Annotated in this window: 13 protein-coding genes and 3 pseudogenes; 2 read left to right on the top strand and 14 right to left on the bottom strand. The window is 36.3% G+C overall.

The window, feature by feature from the left end:
* Positions 1 to 159: 159 nt before the first annotated feature.
* The 4 genes and pseudogenes from MKX69_RS02895 to MKX69_RS02880 all read right to left on the bottom strand — a co-directional run bounded on the left by MKX69_RS02895 (position 160) and on the right by MKX69_RS02880 (position 3,191).
* The gene (locus tag MKX69_RS02895; protein ID WP_002317959.1) at positions 160 to 873 is read right to left on the bottom strand and encodes a class A sortase; all 714 of its coding nucleotides are present in this window, start codon (positions 871 to 873) and stop codon (positions 160 to 162) included.
* 67 nt (positions 874 to 940) lie between these two features.
* On the bottom strand, positions 941 to 1,267 hold the full coding sequence (locus tag MKX69_RS02890; RefSeq protein WP_002291148.1) for a nucleotide pyrophosphohydrolase: 327 nt from the start codon (positions 1,265 to 1,267) through the stop codon (positions 941 to 943).
* A 121-nt stretch (positions 1,268 to 1,388) separates the two neighbouring features.
* Positions 1,389 to 1,643, bottom strand: a pseudogene (locus MKX69_RS02885) (winged helix-turn-helix transcriptional regulator); the annotation flags it as partial.
* 294 nt (positions 1,644 to 1,937) lie between these two features.
* On the bottom strand, positions 1,938 to 3,191 hold the full coding sequence (locus tag MKX69_RS02880) for a GHKL domain-containing protein (RefSeq protein ID WP_341008712.1): 1,254 nt from the start codon (positions 3,189 to 3,191) through the stop codon (positions 1,938 to 1,940).
* A gap of 60 nt (positions 3,192 to 3,251) precedes the next feature.
* On the opposite strand from MKX69_RS02880, the gene MKX69_RS02875 reads away from it, so the two are divergent.
* On the top strand, positions 3,252 to 3,992 hold the full coding sequence (locus tag MKX69_RS02875) for a LytR/AlgR family response regulator transcription factor (RefSeq protein ID WP_002291154.1): 741 nt from the start codon (positions 3,252 to 3,254) through the stop codon (positions 3,990 to 3,992).
* An 85-nt stretch (positions 3,993 to 4,077) separates the two neighbouring features.
* Here MKX69_RS02875 and MKX69_RS02870 read toward each other — a convergent pair whose 3' ends face one another.
* The 10 genes and pseudogenes from MKX69_RS02870 to MKX69_RS02825 form a co-directional block, all read right to left on the bottom strand.
* On the bottom strand, positions 4,078 to 4,836 hold the full coding sequence (locus MKX69_RS02870) for a WxL domain-containing protein (RefSeq protein ID WP_341008709.1): 759 nt from the start codon (positions 4,834 to 4,836) through the stop codon (positions 4,078 to 4,080).
* Entirely contained in the window at positions 4,833 to 5,861 is a 1,029-nt protein-coding gene (locus MKX69_RS02865; protein ID WP_258430671.1) for a DUF916 and DUF3324 domain-containing protein, read from the bottom strand. Before MKX69_RS02865 ends, MKX69_RS02870 begins: the two co-directional genes overlap by 4 nt.
* A gap of 19 nt (positions 5,862 to 5,880) precedes the next feature.
* Positions 5,881 to 9,051: an Ig-like domain-containing protein gene (locus MKX69_RS02860; protein WP_341008703.1), complete on the bottom strand. Its 3,171-nt coding sequence runs from the start codon at positions 9,049 to 9,051 to the stop codon at positions 5,881 to 5,883.
* Between the two features lie 221 nt (positions 9,052 to 9,272).
* On the bottom strand, positions 9,273 to 10,157 hold the full coding sequence (locus MKX69_RS02855; protein WP_002376233.1) for a diacylglycerol/lipid kinase family protein: 885 nt from the start codon (positions 10,155 to 10,157) through the stop codon (positions 9,273 to 9,275).
* Positions 10,158 to 10,251: 94 nt separating this feature from the next.
* Positions 10,252 to 10,689 carry a hypothetical protein gene (locus tag MKX69_RS02850; RefSeq protein WP_002331638.1) on the bottom strand — a complete coding sequence of 146 codons (438 nt, stop codon included), beginning with the start codon at positions 10,687 to 10,689 and terminating at the stop codon, positions 10,252 to 10,254.
* A gap of 216 nt (positions 10,690 to 10,905) precedes the next feature.
* Positions 10,906 to 11,817 (bottom strand): peptidylprolyl isomerase, encoded by a 912-nt coding sequence (locus MKX69_RS02845; protein WP_002376240.1) that lies wholly within the window; start codon positions 11,815 to 11,817, stop codon positions 10,906 to 10,908.
* Between the two features lie 375 nt (positions 11,818 to 12,192).
* Entirely contained in the window at positions 12,193 to 12,831 is a 639-nt protein-coding gene (locus tag MKX69_RS02840; RefSeq protein WP_010726080.1) for an ABC transporter ATP-binding protein, read from the bottom strand.
* A 3-nt stretch (positions 12,832 to 12,834) separates the two neighbouring features.
* A pseudogene (locus tag MKX69_RS02835) lies at positions 12,835 to 13,443 on the bottom strand (DUF1430 domain-containing protein); the annotation flags it as partial.
* An 11-nt stretch (positions 13,444 to 13,454) separates the two neighbouring features.
* On the bottom strand, positions 13,455 to 14,414 hold the full coding sequence (locus tag MKX69_RS02830) for an IS30 family transposase (protein WP_002330482.1): 960 nt from the start codon (positions 14,412 to 14,414) through the stop codon (positions 13,455 to 13,457).
* Positions 14,415 to 14,508: 94 nt separating this feature from the next.
* Positions 14,509 to 15,881 (bottom strand): annotated as a pseudogene (locus tag MKX69_RS02825) (DUF1430 domain-containing protein); the annotation flags it as partial.
* A gap of 179 nt (positions 15,882 to 16,060) precedes the next feature.
* On the opposite strand from MKX69_RS02825, the gene MKX69_RS02820 reads away from it, so the two are divergent.
* Positions 16,061 to 16,726 carry a helix-turn-helix domain-containing protein gene (locus MKX69_RS02820; RefSeq protein WP_010726082.1) on the top strand — a complete coding sequence of 222 codons (666 nt, stop codon included), beginning with the start codon at positions 16,061 to 16,063 and terminating at the stop codon, positions 16,724 to 16,726.
* Positions 16,727 to 17,047 lie beyond the last annotated feature (321 nt).

Below are 17,047 nucleotides of genomic sequence, written 5' to 3'. Positions count from 1 at the left end.
TATAAAAAATAGAAAAACTGGAACACAAGTCTATCTAGAAAACAACCAAATCAGAGATGCACCTCTTTGCGTTCCTCTTTTTTTCAGCAAATTGGTTTTTCCTTATCGATTCATATCCTTTGGCTGTTTTTGATCTGTAACGACTTATGTCCCAGTATCCTAAAACGTTTTTGTCTCTAGATTGAAAGCAGTTCTCATATCATCTGTCGCATCTTTTATCGGTGTAACACTTTCCAGTTCGCCTTGTACAACTAGTCGCGTGACTGCATCCATGTCGCCACAAGTAATTAGTGTGACGATTTCTTTTCCCTCGACTTCATTCAGTAATTGGGTATCTGTAGGAGCAACTTTTTCTTTAAAAAATGTTTTGTATGTATACACATTTTCTAAATCTGTCAAATAGATCTTGGCACCCATCTCTAAATTTTCCAGCGGTGTAAACAACAATTCAGGGTTCGTTGCACGATGGCTTGCTAAGGCATAATTTCCTTTTCCCATTTCTTGATCTGGAGATAATGTTCCTGCTCCGTAAAGTAGTGACGTATTATCCAAGCCTTTGAAAATCGGTAAATTGATTGAAACTGAAGGGACTGCGATACTAGCAATCACTGGTAGATCTGTTCCTCTCATCTGCGACCTCATGACCCCTTCTGTCGTCATTGGTTCTACCGCATCAAAGTCAAAACTGACATCTTTATCGTTATTCTTTTTCAGATCTTCTTTTGTTACATTCGCTATAGCATATTTATCTCCTGTCTCTCTGACAAGATAATCCTTGATCTGTTCATTGAAAATCAAAGCTAGTCCTACTAATAACAAGAGGAACAAGAGGATATTGACTAGCCATCTTTTTGCTTTTCCTTTTTTTTTCATTTTCTCTCCCTCCAGACTCATTTTACTGTTTTTCTTTTGCTCTTTCCAACAGCCGAATGACACATTTCTACAACTCTGTGTATTTTTTTCGTACACCTGCGCTTTTTTCTACAGGATATTTCAAATTATTTTTGATCAATTTTTCTTCAATGATCTCATCTAGATCCAGCTGAAGGTTGTCTGCCATCATGTATGAATAGATCAATACATCCGCCAGTTCTTCTTTGATTCGTTCTAATTGTGTTTCTTTTACTTCTTCCGGCGTTTTCCATTGAAAAAGTTCTAACAATTCAGATGCTTCCAAAGAAATAGAAATAGCCAAATCTTTTTCGTTATGAAATTGTCGCCAATTACGTTCATCTCTAAACTGGTTGACTTTTTCCATGCTATTCATTTGCTTGCCTTCTTCCAATCATTTCTTACTTGATTAATCATACCATTTTTTTACATAAAAAATAGATGATGCTTTTAAAAAAACTCATGTTTTCTTTTATTTAAAATAAATGTCATAGAAATCAGTAATTTAGGTAGCCACCATGTGTATGCAGTAATGTGACTTCTTCCCCTGAGGCTTTTTGTTTTTCGATACGTTTTTCTCCCCAAACAGACATCGCTACTAGAATCTCTCTTAATGATTTTCCTTCTTTGGTGAGCGAGTACTCTACTTTAGGCGGGACTTGGTTATAGACTTTTCGATGGACAATGCCATCTTGTTCTAACTCTCTTAACTGCTGGGTCAGCATTTTTTGTGTGATCGTAGGGATTTTCTTGCTTCTCCACGCCTAAAATAAGCGATATTGCTCTTCCCTTTATCTGGTGTAAGCAAAGCAGTTAGCATTTTGACGATCGTGGATTCCGCTTTTCACTTCTTATCTACTTAGTATCACGAAGTATACTTTCGTACTAATACTAAGTAGCGGAAGTGTCAACTACTTTGTTTAACTACATAGCAAAAGAAACAGAAGGGTGACAACGGTCATCACGCTTCTGTTTCTTTTGAATATGCTGTGTTGTTGTCTCTATCTCCGTGTAGACTTTCCTCAAGCTTATCCTTTGACAGTAAGTCAGTAGGCTGATTTGCTCTTTCTAGATGCCAGATACATTTCTACAAAGAAACAGTGATTCTGCTTTGAAAAATCGATTTTTAGTTCTGCATTTTCGTAAACATCCAGCATTTTTTTCGCACTGTATAGACCTAACCCGCCATTTTTTTTAGAGGTTTTTCCTCTTTTGACCATCTCCGATAGCGTCAAATTCGTTGGATTTGCCTTGTTCGCTATACTAAAACGTGATCCCTCTTTTTCTTCCAGCAGATTGATCGTAATCGGACTCTGATCGGCTACACGATGATCGAATGCGTTAGAAATAAAAATAGATAAACAGCGAATAAAAACAACCAGATCAATCGGGATTGTTTTCACTTCGACAGGAATAACTACTTGGATCGGGATTTTCTCCGATTCTGCTTTTTCTAGAAATTTTAAAAAGACACCCCTGACAGCTGGGGATACAATATTTGTTAGCTGTTGTATTTGCGGTTTTTCAAAAATAGCTGCAGAATGATCTTCTAATATTTCTAAAAATTCCAACGTTTCTTTTTTATTTTCCTGAAGAGTAATTTTTAATGAAAACAGTAGACTTTTATAATCATGTTTGAATTCCTCTAGATGATGGTAATATTCTTCATTTATTTGATACAGTTGAAGCGATTCCTGATGTTGTCTTTCTTTTACTTGGAAACTGATCAACATAATGAAAAAAAACAAAGAAAAAAAACTGATGACTATCGACAAAAGAGATAGAAGCAGATAATTAGATGAGCGGAAGTGAACACTTCCCAATACCAAGTAAATCACGCCCCAGCTTAATAAAATACAAATACCTCCAAAATAGTGTTCAGTTGGATAAGTAAAAAGCAAGTTGAGAAATCTCGTCTGTTTGTCTATACTTTTTACTAATAGATAGAAAATAAATGCGATAAGTAGTGCAAAAAAACTTGCTGTTCCAAGATGTCTCTTTCCTAAATAATCCATCAGATCAAAAACCAGAAAAAAGCTGAGTCCAGTGATAGCAAAAAAAAGATTACTGATCAAACAGCTGATAAACAGGTTTTTCGTAGTAAAATAAAAAAGAAACATCAATAATAAGCCAACTAGGTAAGGAAAGCTCACTTTAGGGATAGGAAGTAAAAGTGTCACCACCATCAAAGCTATACAACCAAAGCTGTTTTTTACTAGCAGTTGTTTCGAAAAGAATAAATAGATACCTAAATCTAAAATCAAAGTAAAGGTCAAATAAAGTGTCACTGTTGCGACCATCTTATTCCTCCATTGTTTTGTTTCAAAATGTACACATATTTTTTTAATAGGAGCCTGCATATGAAAAAGTATTTTATCATAGAAGATAACCAGTTTCACAGCGAATGGATCATCAAAGAATTGGTCAATCATCATATCGAGAATATCGTGCAGCTCACTTCTGTCTCTCAAATCAATCAGTTGATCCAGTTGGGCACTATTGATAATCACGATGTTTTCTTTATCGATATCGACTTGAAGCAATCACTCACAGGTATTGATGTCGCCGAACAAATACGTAAAAAAAATGCACATAGTAATATTGTTTTTTTCACCGCTTATACGAATTTTGCAGTAGAGATCATCAATCGGAAAATCCTTCCGATTGGATATATCAGAAAAGACAGGAATTTATCTGAACAAATTCGTCAAGTGCTAGAACAGATCAATTGGAAAGAACAGCAGATCGTAAATGTCGATAAAATCTTTATTGATCAAAAAGGTGGAAGTCTCGTCCTGTATCCTCGGGAAATTTTATATATTGAAAGTATCAAAGGTTTGAAAAACCAAGTTATGGTCAAAACAACTACAGAAGATAAATTAGTGAATACTTCTTTAAAACAATTGAAGACAGAGTTGGAAAAGTATGCTTACTTTTTACTATTAAAATCTTACTGTATCAACTTATCGCAATTGCAGAAAATTGATTCTGCTCATTATGTGTTAGAATTTTTCAATGGTGACTCCTTACTCGTTGGTCGAAAGATCTTTGAAAAGACAAAGGAACGTTTCCATGACTTCCAAAAAACTGCTTCGAGTTGATGAATAAGAGCTGAGACGTAAGCATAGCAGATTTCAGGGAGTAGGCCTTGAATCGGCTCCACTCCCTGAAGTCATTGATTTGATTTTACGCTTTCCCTTCTGTAGGAGCATCTGTTAACGACCATGTGAATGTTGAAACGTAGTTGTCTACGGCATAATTGGATACAGGAACAAATAATTCCACTGATTGTCTCCCTTGTTTCACATTCTCTCCTAATGAATAAATCCATGTGCCAATCCCTTCATTTGCTCCTGCAGTTACTAGATCTACTGCCTGATCCGCTGGGATCTCAATTCCTTCAGCGCCAGTACCAGAAATAGTAGATGGCGTTCCACTGCTATTAGTTGCGCTATTTCGAATCACGGCGTTTTTGAATTTCACCTTTGAACCAGTTAGTTTATTCGTATCAGATGTTGTACCAATAAATTCTGTTCGTTTGACTGATAGTTTCCAACCGGCATAATTTCCGCTTTTATCCGTTACTTGTACGAAATTCTGTACTTGTGTTGCTGTCCCTGTACTGTCCGTTCCGTTTTGTAATGCAGCATATACTGTTTTTGCTGTACCTAACTTGATTGTTCCAAAATCAAGATCTGGAGCTTGGTCAATCGTCAGTAATCCGGATGTTCCCTGATTTGGTTCGTCAGGTGTAAACGGCGTATCGGGATCATTTGGATCAACTGGAGGAACTGGAACAACGTCTTCAGGATTTGCGGCATCTGGTTTTGTTACAGAAATCGTTCCTTCTGTAGTGGCTGAGCACTTATTCTCAGCAAAAACACTTTGTGTACATAATAATAGACTTCCAGCTAGAACGGTACTTAATGCAATTGTTTTTTTCATTTCTTTTTCCTTCTTTCTTTTAAAATAAATAATCCAGCAAATAAGCCAATAAGAATGACTCCAACAAATATCAGCCATCGCCAGTCAAATGTTTCTGGCTGATTTTTTAAATCAATATCCTTTTCATTCAATTGGTCCGCTGCATCATCAGTTATTTCAAAATCGGTATAGAGATTCCAGCGTTTTTCTTTCCAAGCACCCTTCACAACCGCTTGATAATGTCCCGGAGCTAATTTTTTTCCTTCTAATGGGACAAGTAAATCAAAATTTGTATTGGGTGCTACATTTATTTTTTCTTTTTTTATTGAAAGGTAAGGTTCTTTTGATTCTTTTTTGTAGATTTCAACCGATGTAGTCAAGCCGAACATATAAGAAGCATTTGGATTTTGAAAATTCACCTTAATCACATTTCTTCCATCGCTTTGATCCGCATAAGCTTTTTTTAATTTCAAATCTGGGGAAGACTCTTTTTCGCTATTTCGAATCAAGATTGCTTTCACTTGAGAAAACTGATTGACGACACCAACTGTACTTTTGTTAGAAACGTTCTCTTTTTTTTCTTGAAACGTGATCCCTCCTGCGACCACACCAGCCAGCTCTTTTTCTGGCGCTTTCAGTGAAAGTGTCTCAGTGACCGCACTTTGAGGAGGAACAGTTATTTCTCCCACTGTTTTTGCTAAGTTTTTCATATCATAACTTAATGTTTCATCTAATTTACTTTTTGATTCTCCATATTCGATCACACCGTTTGAATTCGTCGTAGCGGAGTGGATCAATGTCTCAACTATTACTGATTTATCTGTTCGGTTAAAGACCGTGTAGGGGATTTCCTGTGTTTTCCCAGGCTCCATCCTTACATTTATATATGTTTTGTTCTTATCAATCTGATTAGCCGGTAATTCAAAATCTACCGCAAAATTGAATTCGGAGGCATGGACAGGTGTCTGCCAAAGGATGAATCCAAGGAGAAGGATCAGAAGTAAAGAGCAGTTGTTTCGATGACTTTTATTCCATATTCGATTCATCAATCATCCTCCTTGATCTTTATTCTGTCGGCGCATCTGCTAATGTCCATGTCATCTCTGCTGAGTAATTACCAGCTATCTGATTTTCTTTGGTTAAGACAAGTTTAAACGCCCGACCGTTATTTAAATATTCTGAATAATCTGCTTGCACATTCGTTGAATTTTGTCCTCTGACAATTTCCAGTTCTTCTTCATTCACTAATTGATACTCCTCAGCTTTCTTGAAATATAGGACATCCTGCATAGAAAATCCTGCATCGTTTGTGAAAGGCTGAGATAATTTTATCGTTAAGATCCATGGACTTTTTGTTTCTCGCTGATCATAAATCCATAATTTTTCCTGCCCATCCATTTGGCCAAATGCTTCTTGCGTCAACCCAGTTGCTTTGATCTGACCAAAATCGAGTTTGGAAGGGGCAAGAAATGAGAGACCACCTTCTACTACGATCTTCGTAGCAGGTGCAAAAGGCGGGGCATCATGATAAACAACTGGCGTATCACTTGGATTGTGATTCCCAATTTCATCGTTGGTACTTGGCTTGTTCTGCACACCCTTAGCAGCAGCTTCTCCTGCTTGGTCGTTTAATACAATTTCTAATACATCTCCTGCAAAAAGTTGATTTTCTGGGATAGAAAGAACAAATTTCCCTGTATCATCAATAGTTGTTTCGGACAAAACAGCTTGATTTTTTTTCAATGAAACCAAAGCTCCTGCTTCACCTGTACCTGTGATCGTGCGAGAAGCTGCATTGATCAATGTGGTACTTAATTTAGCAGGTTCAGGAGGAATCACATCGACTGTCGTTTTGGCAGAGTCCAGTTCTGTCACTTCTTGGCCGCCTCTTACTTTTTTAGCAGCAACTACTTGCACTTGATCCCCCGTTGTTAGTCTTTCTTCGTTGGGTACTTGAACTTCAAACAAACCGCCTTGTTCGCCTTCTCCCCACGGATTATATCCTGCCCCTTCATTTTCATCTGTTTGTCCTTGTGTGAGAGCAGTAATTTCTACAGGTGATTTCGTCGTATCTGCATAAGTAATACGTAAAGTCACTTCTACTTCGCCTGTCCAAGCATCTCTTGGCTTTGCCTCGACACCTTCGGGAACAACGACATGCCCATAGATTTTTTTATCTGCATTCGTTGGTACTCTTAAGGATTCAATCATCGGAAGCTGGTTATTGGCACTGATTCGATTATAATTTTTCATTCCGGCACCTGTCTGAGCAAATTCATTTGTTAAACCTGCACTAGGGCTTGATACAAAATTACCTAAGTCGGTTCCATTGATCGATAAGTCTGTCATATCAGAAAAATAATCCGGATCTTTTTCAAAGTTATCGAACGTTGCTCCTGCCTTTCGCCATAAAGCAATTTCTGAATGAGCGATCTTCAAAGAAGAATCGCCATTTCCTTGAAATACCCAGCCACCTATGCCATTAGTCTCGCTTCCGATCCGTTTGTTTTGGAAATCGAAATAGGTAGGAGATTCTAAGTCTACATTCAACACATCCCCACTGATGATGCCAGTCTTATCTTCCCCAGTTTTCCCGACCATGACTAAATAAGTTTTTTCGCCAGCCATAAAGTTCAAATCAATATCTCCAGTTGTATCTACGGTAGCTCCGGAATCTGCGCGTATATCGATATTTGATTTTTCTCCAGTAACCGTAAAATCAGCTGACCCTGGACTTTCTAGAAAACCAGAAGCGTCATAAAATTGGATCGCTTGGTTTCCTTGATTGAGTCTGTTCACATAAGATTTGCCATCCCCTGCATTTCTTACCTTCAATGAGCCTCCATTAGTTACTGTTAGTTTTTGCGTACCGTTCTCAAAACGAACTGCGCTAGAACGACCACTTTGCTTATCAATATCGATGACTGATCCGGCTCCTTCTACGATCAAAGAAAGTCCTTTCCCTACAAAACGCATCCCATTGTTTCCAGGTTGGTCGCTATCTCCAGCCATTTTGACCGAGATTTGTCCACCACTTGATACATGGATTTGACTAGAATCTCCTTGCAGGCGAAATCCGCCAGTAGTCGCTGTATTGATTGTGATTTTCCCATCATTCGACACAGCGACTCTTGATCCTGAGCCTCTCATTTGGATAATTCCGCGATTGTTGTCGTTGGTAATATTGATCTTTGTATTTACCGAAAATTCACTTCCTGAGCCACTGACTTCAAATGTGACATTCCCGGGTAGCGTATCGACAGCCTCTCCTTCATCGCTGACGCCATCTGCCCGATCATAGTCAAGAGAGACCTTTGAACCACTCAAGATATGGAGTCCTGGTGCTGTTTTTCCACTGCCCGTCTCATCACCTGAATCTAGAAAACCATAGAATTTTCCTAGATATGGTCCATAAAGCTGACTACCATTGATTACATTTAGCTGATAGCTTCTACAAAAATAAGCTTTACCCGGATCGGCATTCATCCCTTCTTTCACTGGTTGGACATCCAATACACCGGAAACACCATCTAATGTGACAGTTGCACGAGGGGCGTAAATCAGGCCTAATTTAGAACCATCATATAAGTCAAGTGTCCCGGTAAATTTTATTTCTCCCGTAAAATGATATCTGTTTCCCCAAAAATCGGACATATAAGCAATGATAATGGCATTTCCATCGATATTTGGTATCAACCCACCTGGATGAGCTGCCGTTCCTTTAAAATTCTGAAACTCGATCGACTGAGGTGTCTCATTGATATAGATGTGATGTGTGCCGAAATTATGAGCAAGTCCGCCAAAATCGATAACGATATCTCGCTTGATCTCCAATTCCCTGTCTAAAGTCAAAGGCTGAGTTAAACGAATCTTAGCTACTGATTCGTCTGCGAGAAGCTGCGTCAGTTCTTCTGTTGTGGCAGCTTCGCTGTACCCATCCGCTGAAACAACTCTAACCTGTACCTCTTCACTGCTATCAGACGTTTGTTCAGCTACTTCTGAGGTCTCACTTGTCTTATTTTCTTCTTGCCTTGTATTAGAAGTAGGCGCCTCACTTTGGGATTCTGTAGTTTCAGAAGTAATTGATTCTTCTGAAAAAGTAGTCTTGTCAAAACTTTGATTCTCTGATTGCGTTGATTCGCTTGTTTTCTCTACATCGGCAAAAACGGATGTCACCATCAAGAGAGGGAAGACAAACAAAATCGACGCAATCAGCTTTTTTACATATTGATTCATTCTCCACCATCCTCTCTGACGTTTTGACAATTTTATTTTAACGTTTTAATTTATTTGTAATTGTACTTTCATATTTAAAATATGTATTTTTATGGCAAATTTTTCTGTTAGGTGAAAATTTCTTTTTTGTACAAAAAAAGGCTGTGACAAAAGTCTTGTCACAGTCCCTTATTCCGAACAACCGATGTTCTCCTGACAACTCTTCGGTCACAACCTCCATTTTAACAATAAACCTGTAAATGTGAGGGTAACACTTTGATTGTCACAGGTAATTTATCCCCTTCATCTCCATCAACATTCGTCGTCAATTCTTCCTCATCAGCTAATGACACAACTAATTGCTCACAAGTAAGATAGGCTAGATTTTTCGTAGATTCATCTACTCCTTTTAATAGGTCTGGCAATGTTTTAAGCGTATCGATCAAAGAAGAATCTTTTAAATAAACCAAATGGAGCTTACCATCATCCACTTTTGCATTTGGAAGTAATGTTTCAAAACCGCCGACTGAGTTAGTTAGTCCTATCAGCAAGATACTGCTCTCAATTTCTTCCTTCTTTCCATCAACTTCTAAGTGAAACGAGTAGGATTGTGTGGAAGCTAACTGTTTGATTCCTGACATGAAATAAGCTAGTTTTCCGAATTTCGTCTTCTTCTCCGCATCTACATCATTGATTGCTTCAGGGATAGAGCCAATTGCGACGACATTCATAAAATAGTCGTCATTTATTTTTCCAATATCCAATGGCTTGACTGATTCAATCGAAAAATGATTGATCGCTTCCCCAGATTCTAGCGGTATCCCTAATGCTCGAGCCAAGTCATTCACCGTACCCAATGGGAAAAATCCGAAATTTGGCCGATGTTCTTGTTCAGCGATTCCACTGATTCCTTCGTTGACTGTTCCATCTCCGCCCATGACAAACACACTATGATACCCTTCCGTAGCCGCTTCGCGAGTAAAGTTTTTTGCATCCCCTGCTTTTTTTGTATACAAGACGACCACTTCATCAAACACCGATTCCAATTTTGCTATCGCTAATTGCTCAAATTCCTTTGCTTGTTCACCGCCTGAACTGGGGTTTACCACTAATAAAACTTTTTTCATCACTTTCTTTCCCTTCTGATTGATTTCTTTAATATAACGATAGCATAAAGAAAAAAATTAGGCTGTGATGAAGTACTGTTCATGAAACATTCATTTATTTTTTGACAAGATAAAACACCCATACTATGAAACTGAGGAAAATTAAAACAATGATATAGGAAATAAAAGAAAATGATAGGCATTGTATACCTAATAAAGTAAAAATCTTAGGTGGCAGATAAAAACACAAAAATAGCAAGAGAATGTAATAGCGTTTCTTCCACTTTTTGTTATCAGACCTTATAGCGATCAGAGGAATACCAAATGCATAACTGAAAAACTCTTGATGTACTGTTAATATGTCATGACCTTGAATAATAAATGCGACAATCCCCGCTATAATTAGTGTGCCTAACACCAAAACGGAAAATTGATGAATATATTTTATATACAAATGATCCATTGTACTTCCTGCCTTTTTATTTGTGAGAAAAACAAATCCGTATACGTGAATAACTTCTAGAAATAAAAGAAATTTGCAAAACCACTCCATTTATCTACTTCTACGTGCATTTTTTGATATTGTTTTCTTTATTTAAGATTATACAGAAAAATATCTAGGGTCGCTGGATTCTAAGTAAAAAAAATTTTTAAAATAAAAAGAACTAAATCAAGTAGTAATTAAACTACTGTTGATTTAGTTCTAATAAAAAGATTTAGATGAACAGTTTTATTGATTTAAATAGTTCATATTTTTTATTTATTCCGCTTATTTACTACTTGCTGTACTAGAATCTGAAGTGAATGTACTCAAAACATTTTCAAAGTCTTTGTCTTTGATTTTTACATTAGCGTCTTTCAATACTTCGCCAATTACTTTATTCTGGAAGGTACTGTCACTTAATTTTGTGTCTGTTGCAATTTCTTTCAATTCTTTTTTGTATTTATCCATGTCGTTGCCTTTGTTTTGGTTTTTCACCATTTTAACCACATAATATTCCGTAGTATAAGTTGAAGCATTGGTAGAAGTGATCACATCAGAAACTTGACCATCTTTCAACTTAAAGGCTGCTTCTTTGACTTCTGCCGGAACCGTTGTAGTAGTGGAATCAAATTTCACTTTTCCGCCATCTTCTTTTGTCGTAGTATCAGTTGACTTGTCTTTGGCTAATTTAGAGAAATCGTCTCCCTTATCAGCAGCTTTCTTCACATCTTTTGCATCATCTTCACTTGCTACTTGGATAATTTGAGCTTCCACTTCTGGATGGAAAGATTCCCAAGCCGTTTTTAAATCTTCATCGGTCAATTTGATATGTTTCTTTAGACCTTCTTGAAAGGCTAGACTTTGTTTGATACTGTCTTTGAATGTTTGTTCTGTGTAACCTGCAGATTTCAATTGTGAATCAAATGAATCACCCAATTGTTTCTTTGTTTGATCATATTGGGAATCGATTTCTTTGGTTGATACGTCATCTCCATATTTATTTTCAAATACTTGATAAACGATCAACTGTTGCACAGCGGAATCTGCTCCTTGCATTTTTTTCAAGCTATCCATTACTTCTTGTTCGCTGATTGTACCGCCTTTATAACTAACGGCTGTTTTTTCACCGGCATTCGTACAGCCTGACAATAAGCCAGTGCCTAGTACGATGGCAAGTGCTAAAAATCTTTTTTTCATTTATCAATTCTCCTACTTTTCGTTTTTTGCGAATTGCTAAAAACAAAGGTGTTCAAGATGAAAATCATCAAGAACACCTTTACTAATCTGCTCGATACGTCCTGAATAGATATAAGGCTACACAATCCAGAAAGTTCGCTCAGCAGAATAAATGTCAAGTAGCACATCACACCTTAATATACTACTTCTTTTGTTACCGTTTTTCAAGTCTATCTTGCGTTCCGTATTTAACGTAACTAATTCTTAGAACAAATGTTATCGATTTTGTTTTTCTTCTTCCGCTGCTGTGATATTCAAATCAGACACTTTTATGTTCGATTTTCCAGACATTTTTTTGTTGTTTTTATTGAAAAAAATTGATTTTTCATTTGTTTTCTAAAGCATGATCTTCTTGTTTCCTATTTTGGTCAGATATGGATCATGCGTGACCACGATAACTAACGTACCTTGGGAAGCCTGTTGCGATAAAATTTCAACTACTTTATCCTTATTTCTTTTATCCAATGACCCAGTCGGTTCATCGGCTAAAATGATTTTGCTATTCTTCAATAAGACTCTCGCACAGGCGATTCTTTGCTTCTCACCACCAGATAATGTATAAACAGGCGTACTTAGCTTCTTGTCTATATTTACTTTTTTCAATGCTTCATACTTTACTATTCGTTTATCCGAAGCATTTAAATTCGAAAACTTCAAGCCAATGTCTAAATTAAAATTGATCGTTTCATATTCAATCAATCCGAAGTCTTGAAAAAGAAAAGAGAGGGCATTTCTTTTTATCAAGCGCTTCTCTCTTCCAGTTAAATGTTTTGTTTCTTGATTAAATAAATAAAATTGCCCTGAACTGAATTGATCATTCAATCCTAATATATTCAATAAAGTACTTTTCCCTGCTCCGCTCTCTCCAACTACAGTCACAAAATCCCCAGCATCCGCAGTAAAATGGTCCAAATGAAGAATGGTTTTGTTTCGAATGATTTTTTTTGCACTTTTTATCGCTATCAACGGTTCCAACTGTTAACCTCCATTCATCAACAATAACTGACTTTTCTTTTCTGTAGACAAAATAAAAATAACTGAAAGAATAAAATCAATGAAACTAAAGAAAAAAATATTAAAAAGATACTCAGGCTCTCTTTCTATAGGGAAAAGGAAGATTACACTTGTCATTCCCCATTTGATGAGGTTCATTATGAAGAAATCTTTATATGTTTCGAAGAGCGAATAACCACTTAAACGAAAGATAGAGATTTTCCGGCAATTGTAGACAAAATATATGCGTAACATGACGTAGCTCAATAAGAAAAAAGAAAAGAAAGTGAGGAAACATACCTGTATCAAATAATGAAATGACCTGCTTAATACCTTGACAGCTGCCTCTTCTGTTTGAGTATACGGAAATGATAACTGCAAGTTATCACGTAACTGGCTTTCCTCAATCAATTCAAATAGCATTTCTTTCGACAAAGAGCCTATCTTGATCTTTAACGGCGGATAGATTTCTCCACTGAGAATATTCCTTTCCCAATAAGTACTGTTTTTCAATGTCAGTACTTCCACAAGCGGGTAATGTTCAATCCATGAGATAGAAGGAATAAATGTATAAATGGGTTGATTGTTTTTTATAATCTTAATTGTCAAATTAAGTTAGACAAATCATCAATACTTACGTAACTCAAAAATACTTCCAAAGGTGTTCGATAATCCAGTGATTTTCTAGGAATATTATTTCGTTTAGATGTGACAGATTGAATAAAAGATTCATCTACTGAATTGAAATCCATAGATTTCAATAAACCATCTCTACGTAACAATCCGTTAGAATTCTCGTTTAGGCCTCTTTGAGACGGTGTTCCTGGATCAGCGAAATAAATGGCAATATCATTGGCATTACTGATTTGTTTCCAATTTGAAAATTCCTTTCCACAATCAAAAGTGATGGATTTGAATAGATTTTTCGGTACAGATTCAAACCAATGATTTAATTTTTTTTCAATATCAATCGCTTGTCTACCACACGGTTTCAATGTAATGATAACTTTTGATAATCGTTCAACTAAGGTAATTACAGCACTTTTATGTTTCAGACCTACGATAGTGTCACCTTCAAGGTGACCAAACTCATTTGAGAATTGGCTATAATCTTTTTCACGTTCATGAATAGAGCGGCGGAAAGCTTGTTTTCCACGCCTTTCTTGATGTCCATTCGGTTTACGCTTGCCTTTCATCGGTAAGTCAGAAGGATTAAATAGCCCCTTTTTGAACATACGATAAATGGTACGAGCAGAACAACGAATAGGAAACGCTGCACGACCAACAATCACATCGGGTGTCCATCCTTGAACAACCTTTCTTTGAATATATTCTGATTGTTCCTCGGGTAAAACAAGCGGGCGTCTACCACAGTTTGATTTGTTTTTCTTATACTGTTGATAGTATTCTAAGGCTGATTTTCCTTGCTTGAAGAATAGGTATACTTTATGGATCGTTTGTCTTGAACGATTCAAGCAATGCGCAGTTTTCGCAACAGATTGATTTATTTTGAAATAAGACTCTATCATTACAAGTTCATCCGTTGTAAGATGGGTATAGGTCATTTGTACTCACTCCTTATAATTCTTTGGTCAGAACTATTTTGAGTGTAGCACAAATGGCTTTTTTAGTTGTCTAGCTTAATTTTACAATCGGCGTAAATAGAAATTTTGGTTCTTTTTCACTGATTTCTTGATAATATTCCGTTATTTTTTCTAGATTATTTTTTAAACCTGTATGTCTATATCGTTCAGGAATCAATATAACAGGGTGCGCTTCTTCTTCGGTTACTTGGATCAAGTTTCCATGGTCATCAGCCAAAGGAAATTTCTTAAGATAATTCGGATTTATTTTTATCCCTCTGCCGAACTGTTCGTTTTCTTCATTCAAGTAATCTGATACATTGACTAATATACTTCCGTTTTTATTCAAAGTTTCATATAATTCCTGATCTGCTGCTGATGCAAAACGATTGGAATAAATAAAATCCACATGGTTTTTCCCGATGGTTACTGGATAAAACACATGATAGTCTTCACCAGCAATTTCTTTTGGCGGTTCATGGGAAACAGCTAACTGTGAAGAAGAAAAAACGATAGTTGCTAATTCGACATTGGCAACGGTCAAAATAAGAGAAAATAACAACCAAAATGTAAAAAGAATGTATTGGATATAGTTGAACGCTTCTCTTAATGAAACGATTTTTTCAACTAATAGAAGAGAAATCAGAGAGATACCATATATTCCGCTGAACAAGAAAACGTACATCTGGAACAAATAAAGAAATTGCTCCTTATAATACATAAAAATAAAACCACCAATGATTCCTGCAATTATGAATGTAATAATGATTTTCTTTTTCCCCAATAAACACCACAATACTTGATGTAATGAAAAGCCATTATTCAACAATAAACTGATTTCTTTATTCATCAATAAGAAAAAGGATGATAACAAAAGGAATAAAAGAATCAATCCAATAGTTAAATACACTCGATAATTATATACGTCTGTACTTGAAATAACCGAATACGAATAGCTATTTTCAAAGTCTTCAAAAATATTAGTGGCATAATCAGTGTGAAATGCTTGATTGAATCGTTCCACAAATAGTGAAATGAACCGTTCATAGGCTTCTTTTTCTCTCGTCATCAAGAAAAATTCACCTTCAAAATCTTTTATTTTGATCGATTCTTCAATGGACGTTACGCGAAAGGAGGTATTAGAATAGGTACCTTCTCGTGAGAAGATTTGACATCCCCTTGATAATACAATGTCATTTCAAGCTTTGGCTGTATCTTGAAGTTCCAAGATGTATCTACTTCATTGGATTCATTTACTGTTTTTTTCATATAAGAAAGCTCAGTTTCTGATGAGACATTTTCAAATACCATGATTAGCTGCTCATATTCTTCTTGCCCAATAAAATGTTGTGGCAATCGAATCGGAGTATAAGTATCTGTTTGATGGAAAAATTCATTTGTCCGATAGAGTACCTGTTTATTTATACTAACCAAGGCAAAACCACTCATGATACCGGTCACTATGATTGTGAGTAAAACTGTGAACTTTTTTTTGATTATCACCACTCTCCCTTACTTAAATGATTCTTTGATAAAATCATACCGTTTTTCATCAAAAAAACGTATCTATCAAGTGTATAGGTCATGTAGAATAAATCTATATACTGTAGAATCGAAAGGAGAAGAAGATGAACATCGGAGAAAAAATACGAACTTACCGCAGAAATTGTAAGCTTACGCAAAAAGAATTAGGCGAAAAAATTGGTGTTTCCGATAAAACGATTTCTAGTTGGGAAAATTCTCGTACAATGCCAGACCTTGAAATGCTGTCACTTTTACATCAGACTTTAGGTCTGCCGATTGATTTTCCTTCTATTGAATCAGCTACCGAATCAATAGAACCAACATTGCCAGACGAACCTCTTGTTATCAAGAAATCTTATTCATCAAAACAACCCTTCTCACTCAAAAAGACACTATCTTTCTTTCTGCTCGTCTTTTGTTTGGTCTATCTTTTTCTTATCAATTATCAATACAAAAATGAAACGATTGATCGATTCAATCCTTTTTTGAAACCACAAATCGGCTATACCACACTCCCTGTAGGATACGTGGACAATTCCATCGAACATTGGGTATGTAATGATATCTTTGGCCATGGTACATGGCTGTCTTTTCACGCTGGAGAGGTAGAAAAAGAGAAAAACCATGCTGTAATCAAACACAAAGGAAAACACGTCATGAACGTTCGCCTGCTCACTTGGGAAGCCATTCCCTCAGATTACCAAGAAATTCTCAGCAAAGACTATGACGATGCCTTAAAAAGAAGCCCTCAGGAGCCAGATAGGCATTAAGTAGGAGATGAACGTGGAGATAGAAAAAATCAATGCACATGATCTTATCCAAAAAACAGGGGTACAAATTAATTGAAAAAGCCTTGAGATGAAAGTTCCTAAATAAAAAAGTTCAGAATGATAGGTATTTCTGGCTTATAGTATAATATTTACGCCACAGCCTCCCAATGATTCTTTTTGGAATCATAATCAAGGATGGACATTCACAAAAATATTTTGCTCATTCGATCCGAATAGATTAACGACCAATCTAGTAAGTAATATAGATTGGTACGTAGTCAAGCTGCACATAATTTAGATCAATTTTAGTTCTTTTTTATA

Origin of the sequence: Enterococcus sp. FSL R5-0957, from assembly GCF_038008005.1 — a bacterium.
GTDB lineage: Bacteria > Bacillota > Bacilli > Lactobacillales > Enterococcaceae > Enterococcus_B > Enterococcus_B faecium.
This window is presented reverse-complemented; position numbering and strand designations above follow the sequence as displayed.

What these genes read in the sequence shown, in the direction of transcription:
- MKX69_RS02895 (WP_002317959.1), bottom strand. Translation starts at nt 873, where the DNA reads ATGAAAAAAAAAGGAAAAGCAAAAAGATGGCTAGTCAATATCCTCTTG.
- MKX69_RS02890 (WP_002291148.1), bottom strand. Translation starts at nt 1,267, where the DNA reads ATGAATAGCATGGAAAAAGTCAACCAGTTTAGAGATGAACGTAATTGG.
- MKX69_RS02880 (WP_341008712.1), bottom strand. Translation starts at nt 3,191, where the DNA reads ATGGTCGCAACAGTGACACTTTATTTGACCTTTACTTTGATTTTAGAT.
- MKX69_RS02875 (WP_002291154.1), top strand. Translation starts at nt 3,252, where the DNA reads ATGAAAAAGTATTTTATCATAGAAGATAACCAGTTTCACAGCGAATGG.
- MKX69_RS02870 (WP_341008709.1), bottom strand. Translation starts at nt 4,836, where the DNA reads ATGAAAAAAACAATTGCATTAAGTACCGTTCTAGCTGGAAGTCTATTA.
- MKX69_RS02865 (WP_258430671.1), bottom strand. Translation starts at nt 5,861, where the DNA reads ATGAATCGAATATGGAATAAAAGTCATCGAAACAACTGCTCTTTACTT.
- MKX69_RS02860 (WP_341008703.1), bottom strand. Translation starts at nt 9,051, where the DNA reads ATGAATCAATATGTAAAAAAGCTGATTGCGTCGATTTTGTTTGTCTTC.
- MKX69_RS02855 (WP_002376233.1), bottom strand. Translation starts at nt 10,157, where the DNA reads ATGAAAAAAGTTTTATTAGTGGTAAACCCCAGTTCAGGCGGTGAACAA.
- MKX69_RS02850 (WP_002331638.1), bottom strand. Translation starts at nt 10,689, where the DNA reads ATGGAGTGGTTTTGCAAATTTCTTTTATTTCTAGAAGTTATTCACGTA.
- MKX69_RS02845 (WP_002376240.1), bottom strand. Translation starts at nt 11,817, where the DNA reads ATGAAAAAAAGATTTTTAGCACTTGCCATCGTACTAGGCACTGGCTTA.
- MKX69_RS02830 (WP_002330482.1), bottom strand. Translation starts at nt 14,414, where the DNA reads ATGACCTATACCCATCTTACAACGGATGAACTTGTAATGATAGAGTCT.
- MKX69_RS02820 (WP_010726082.1), top strand. Translation starts at nt 16,061, where the DNA reads ATGAACATCGGAGAAAAAATACGAACTTACCGCAGAAATTGTAAGCTT.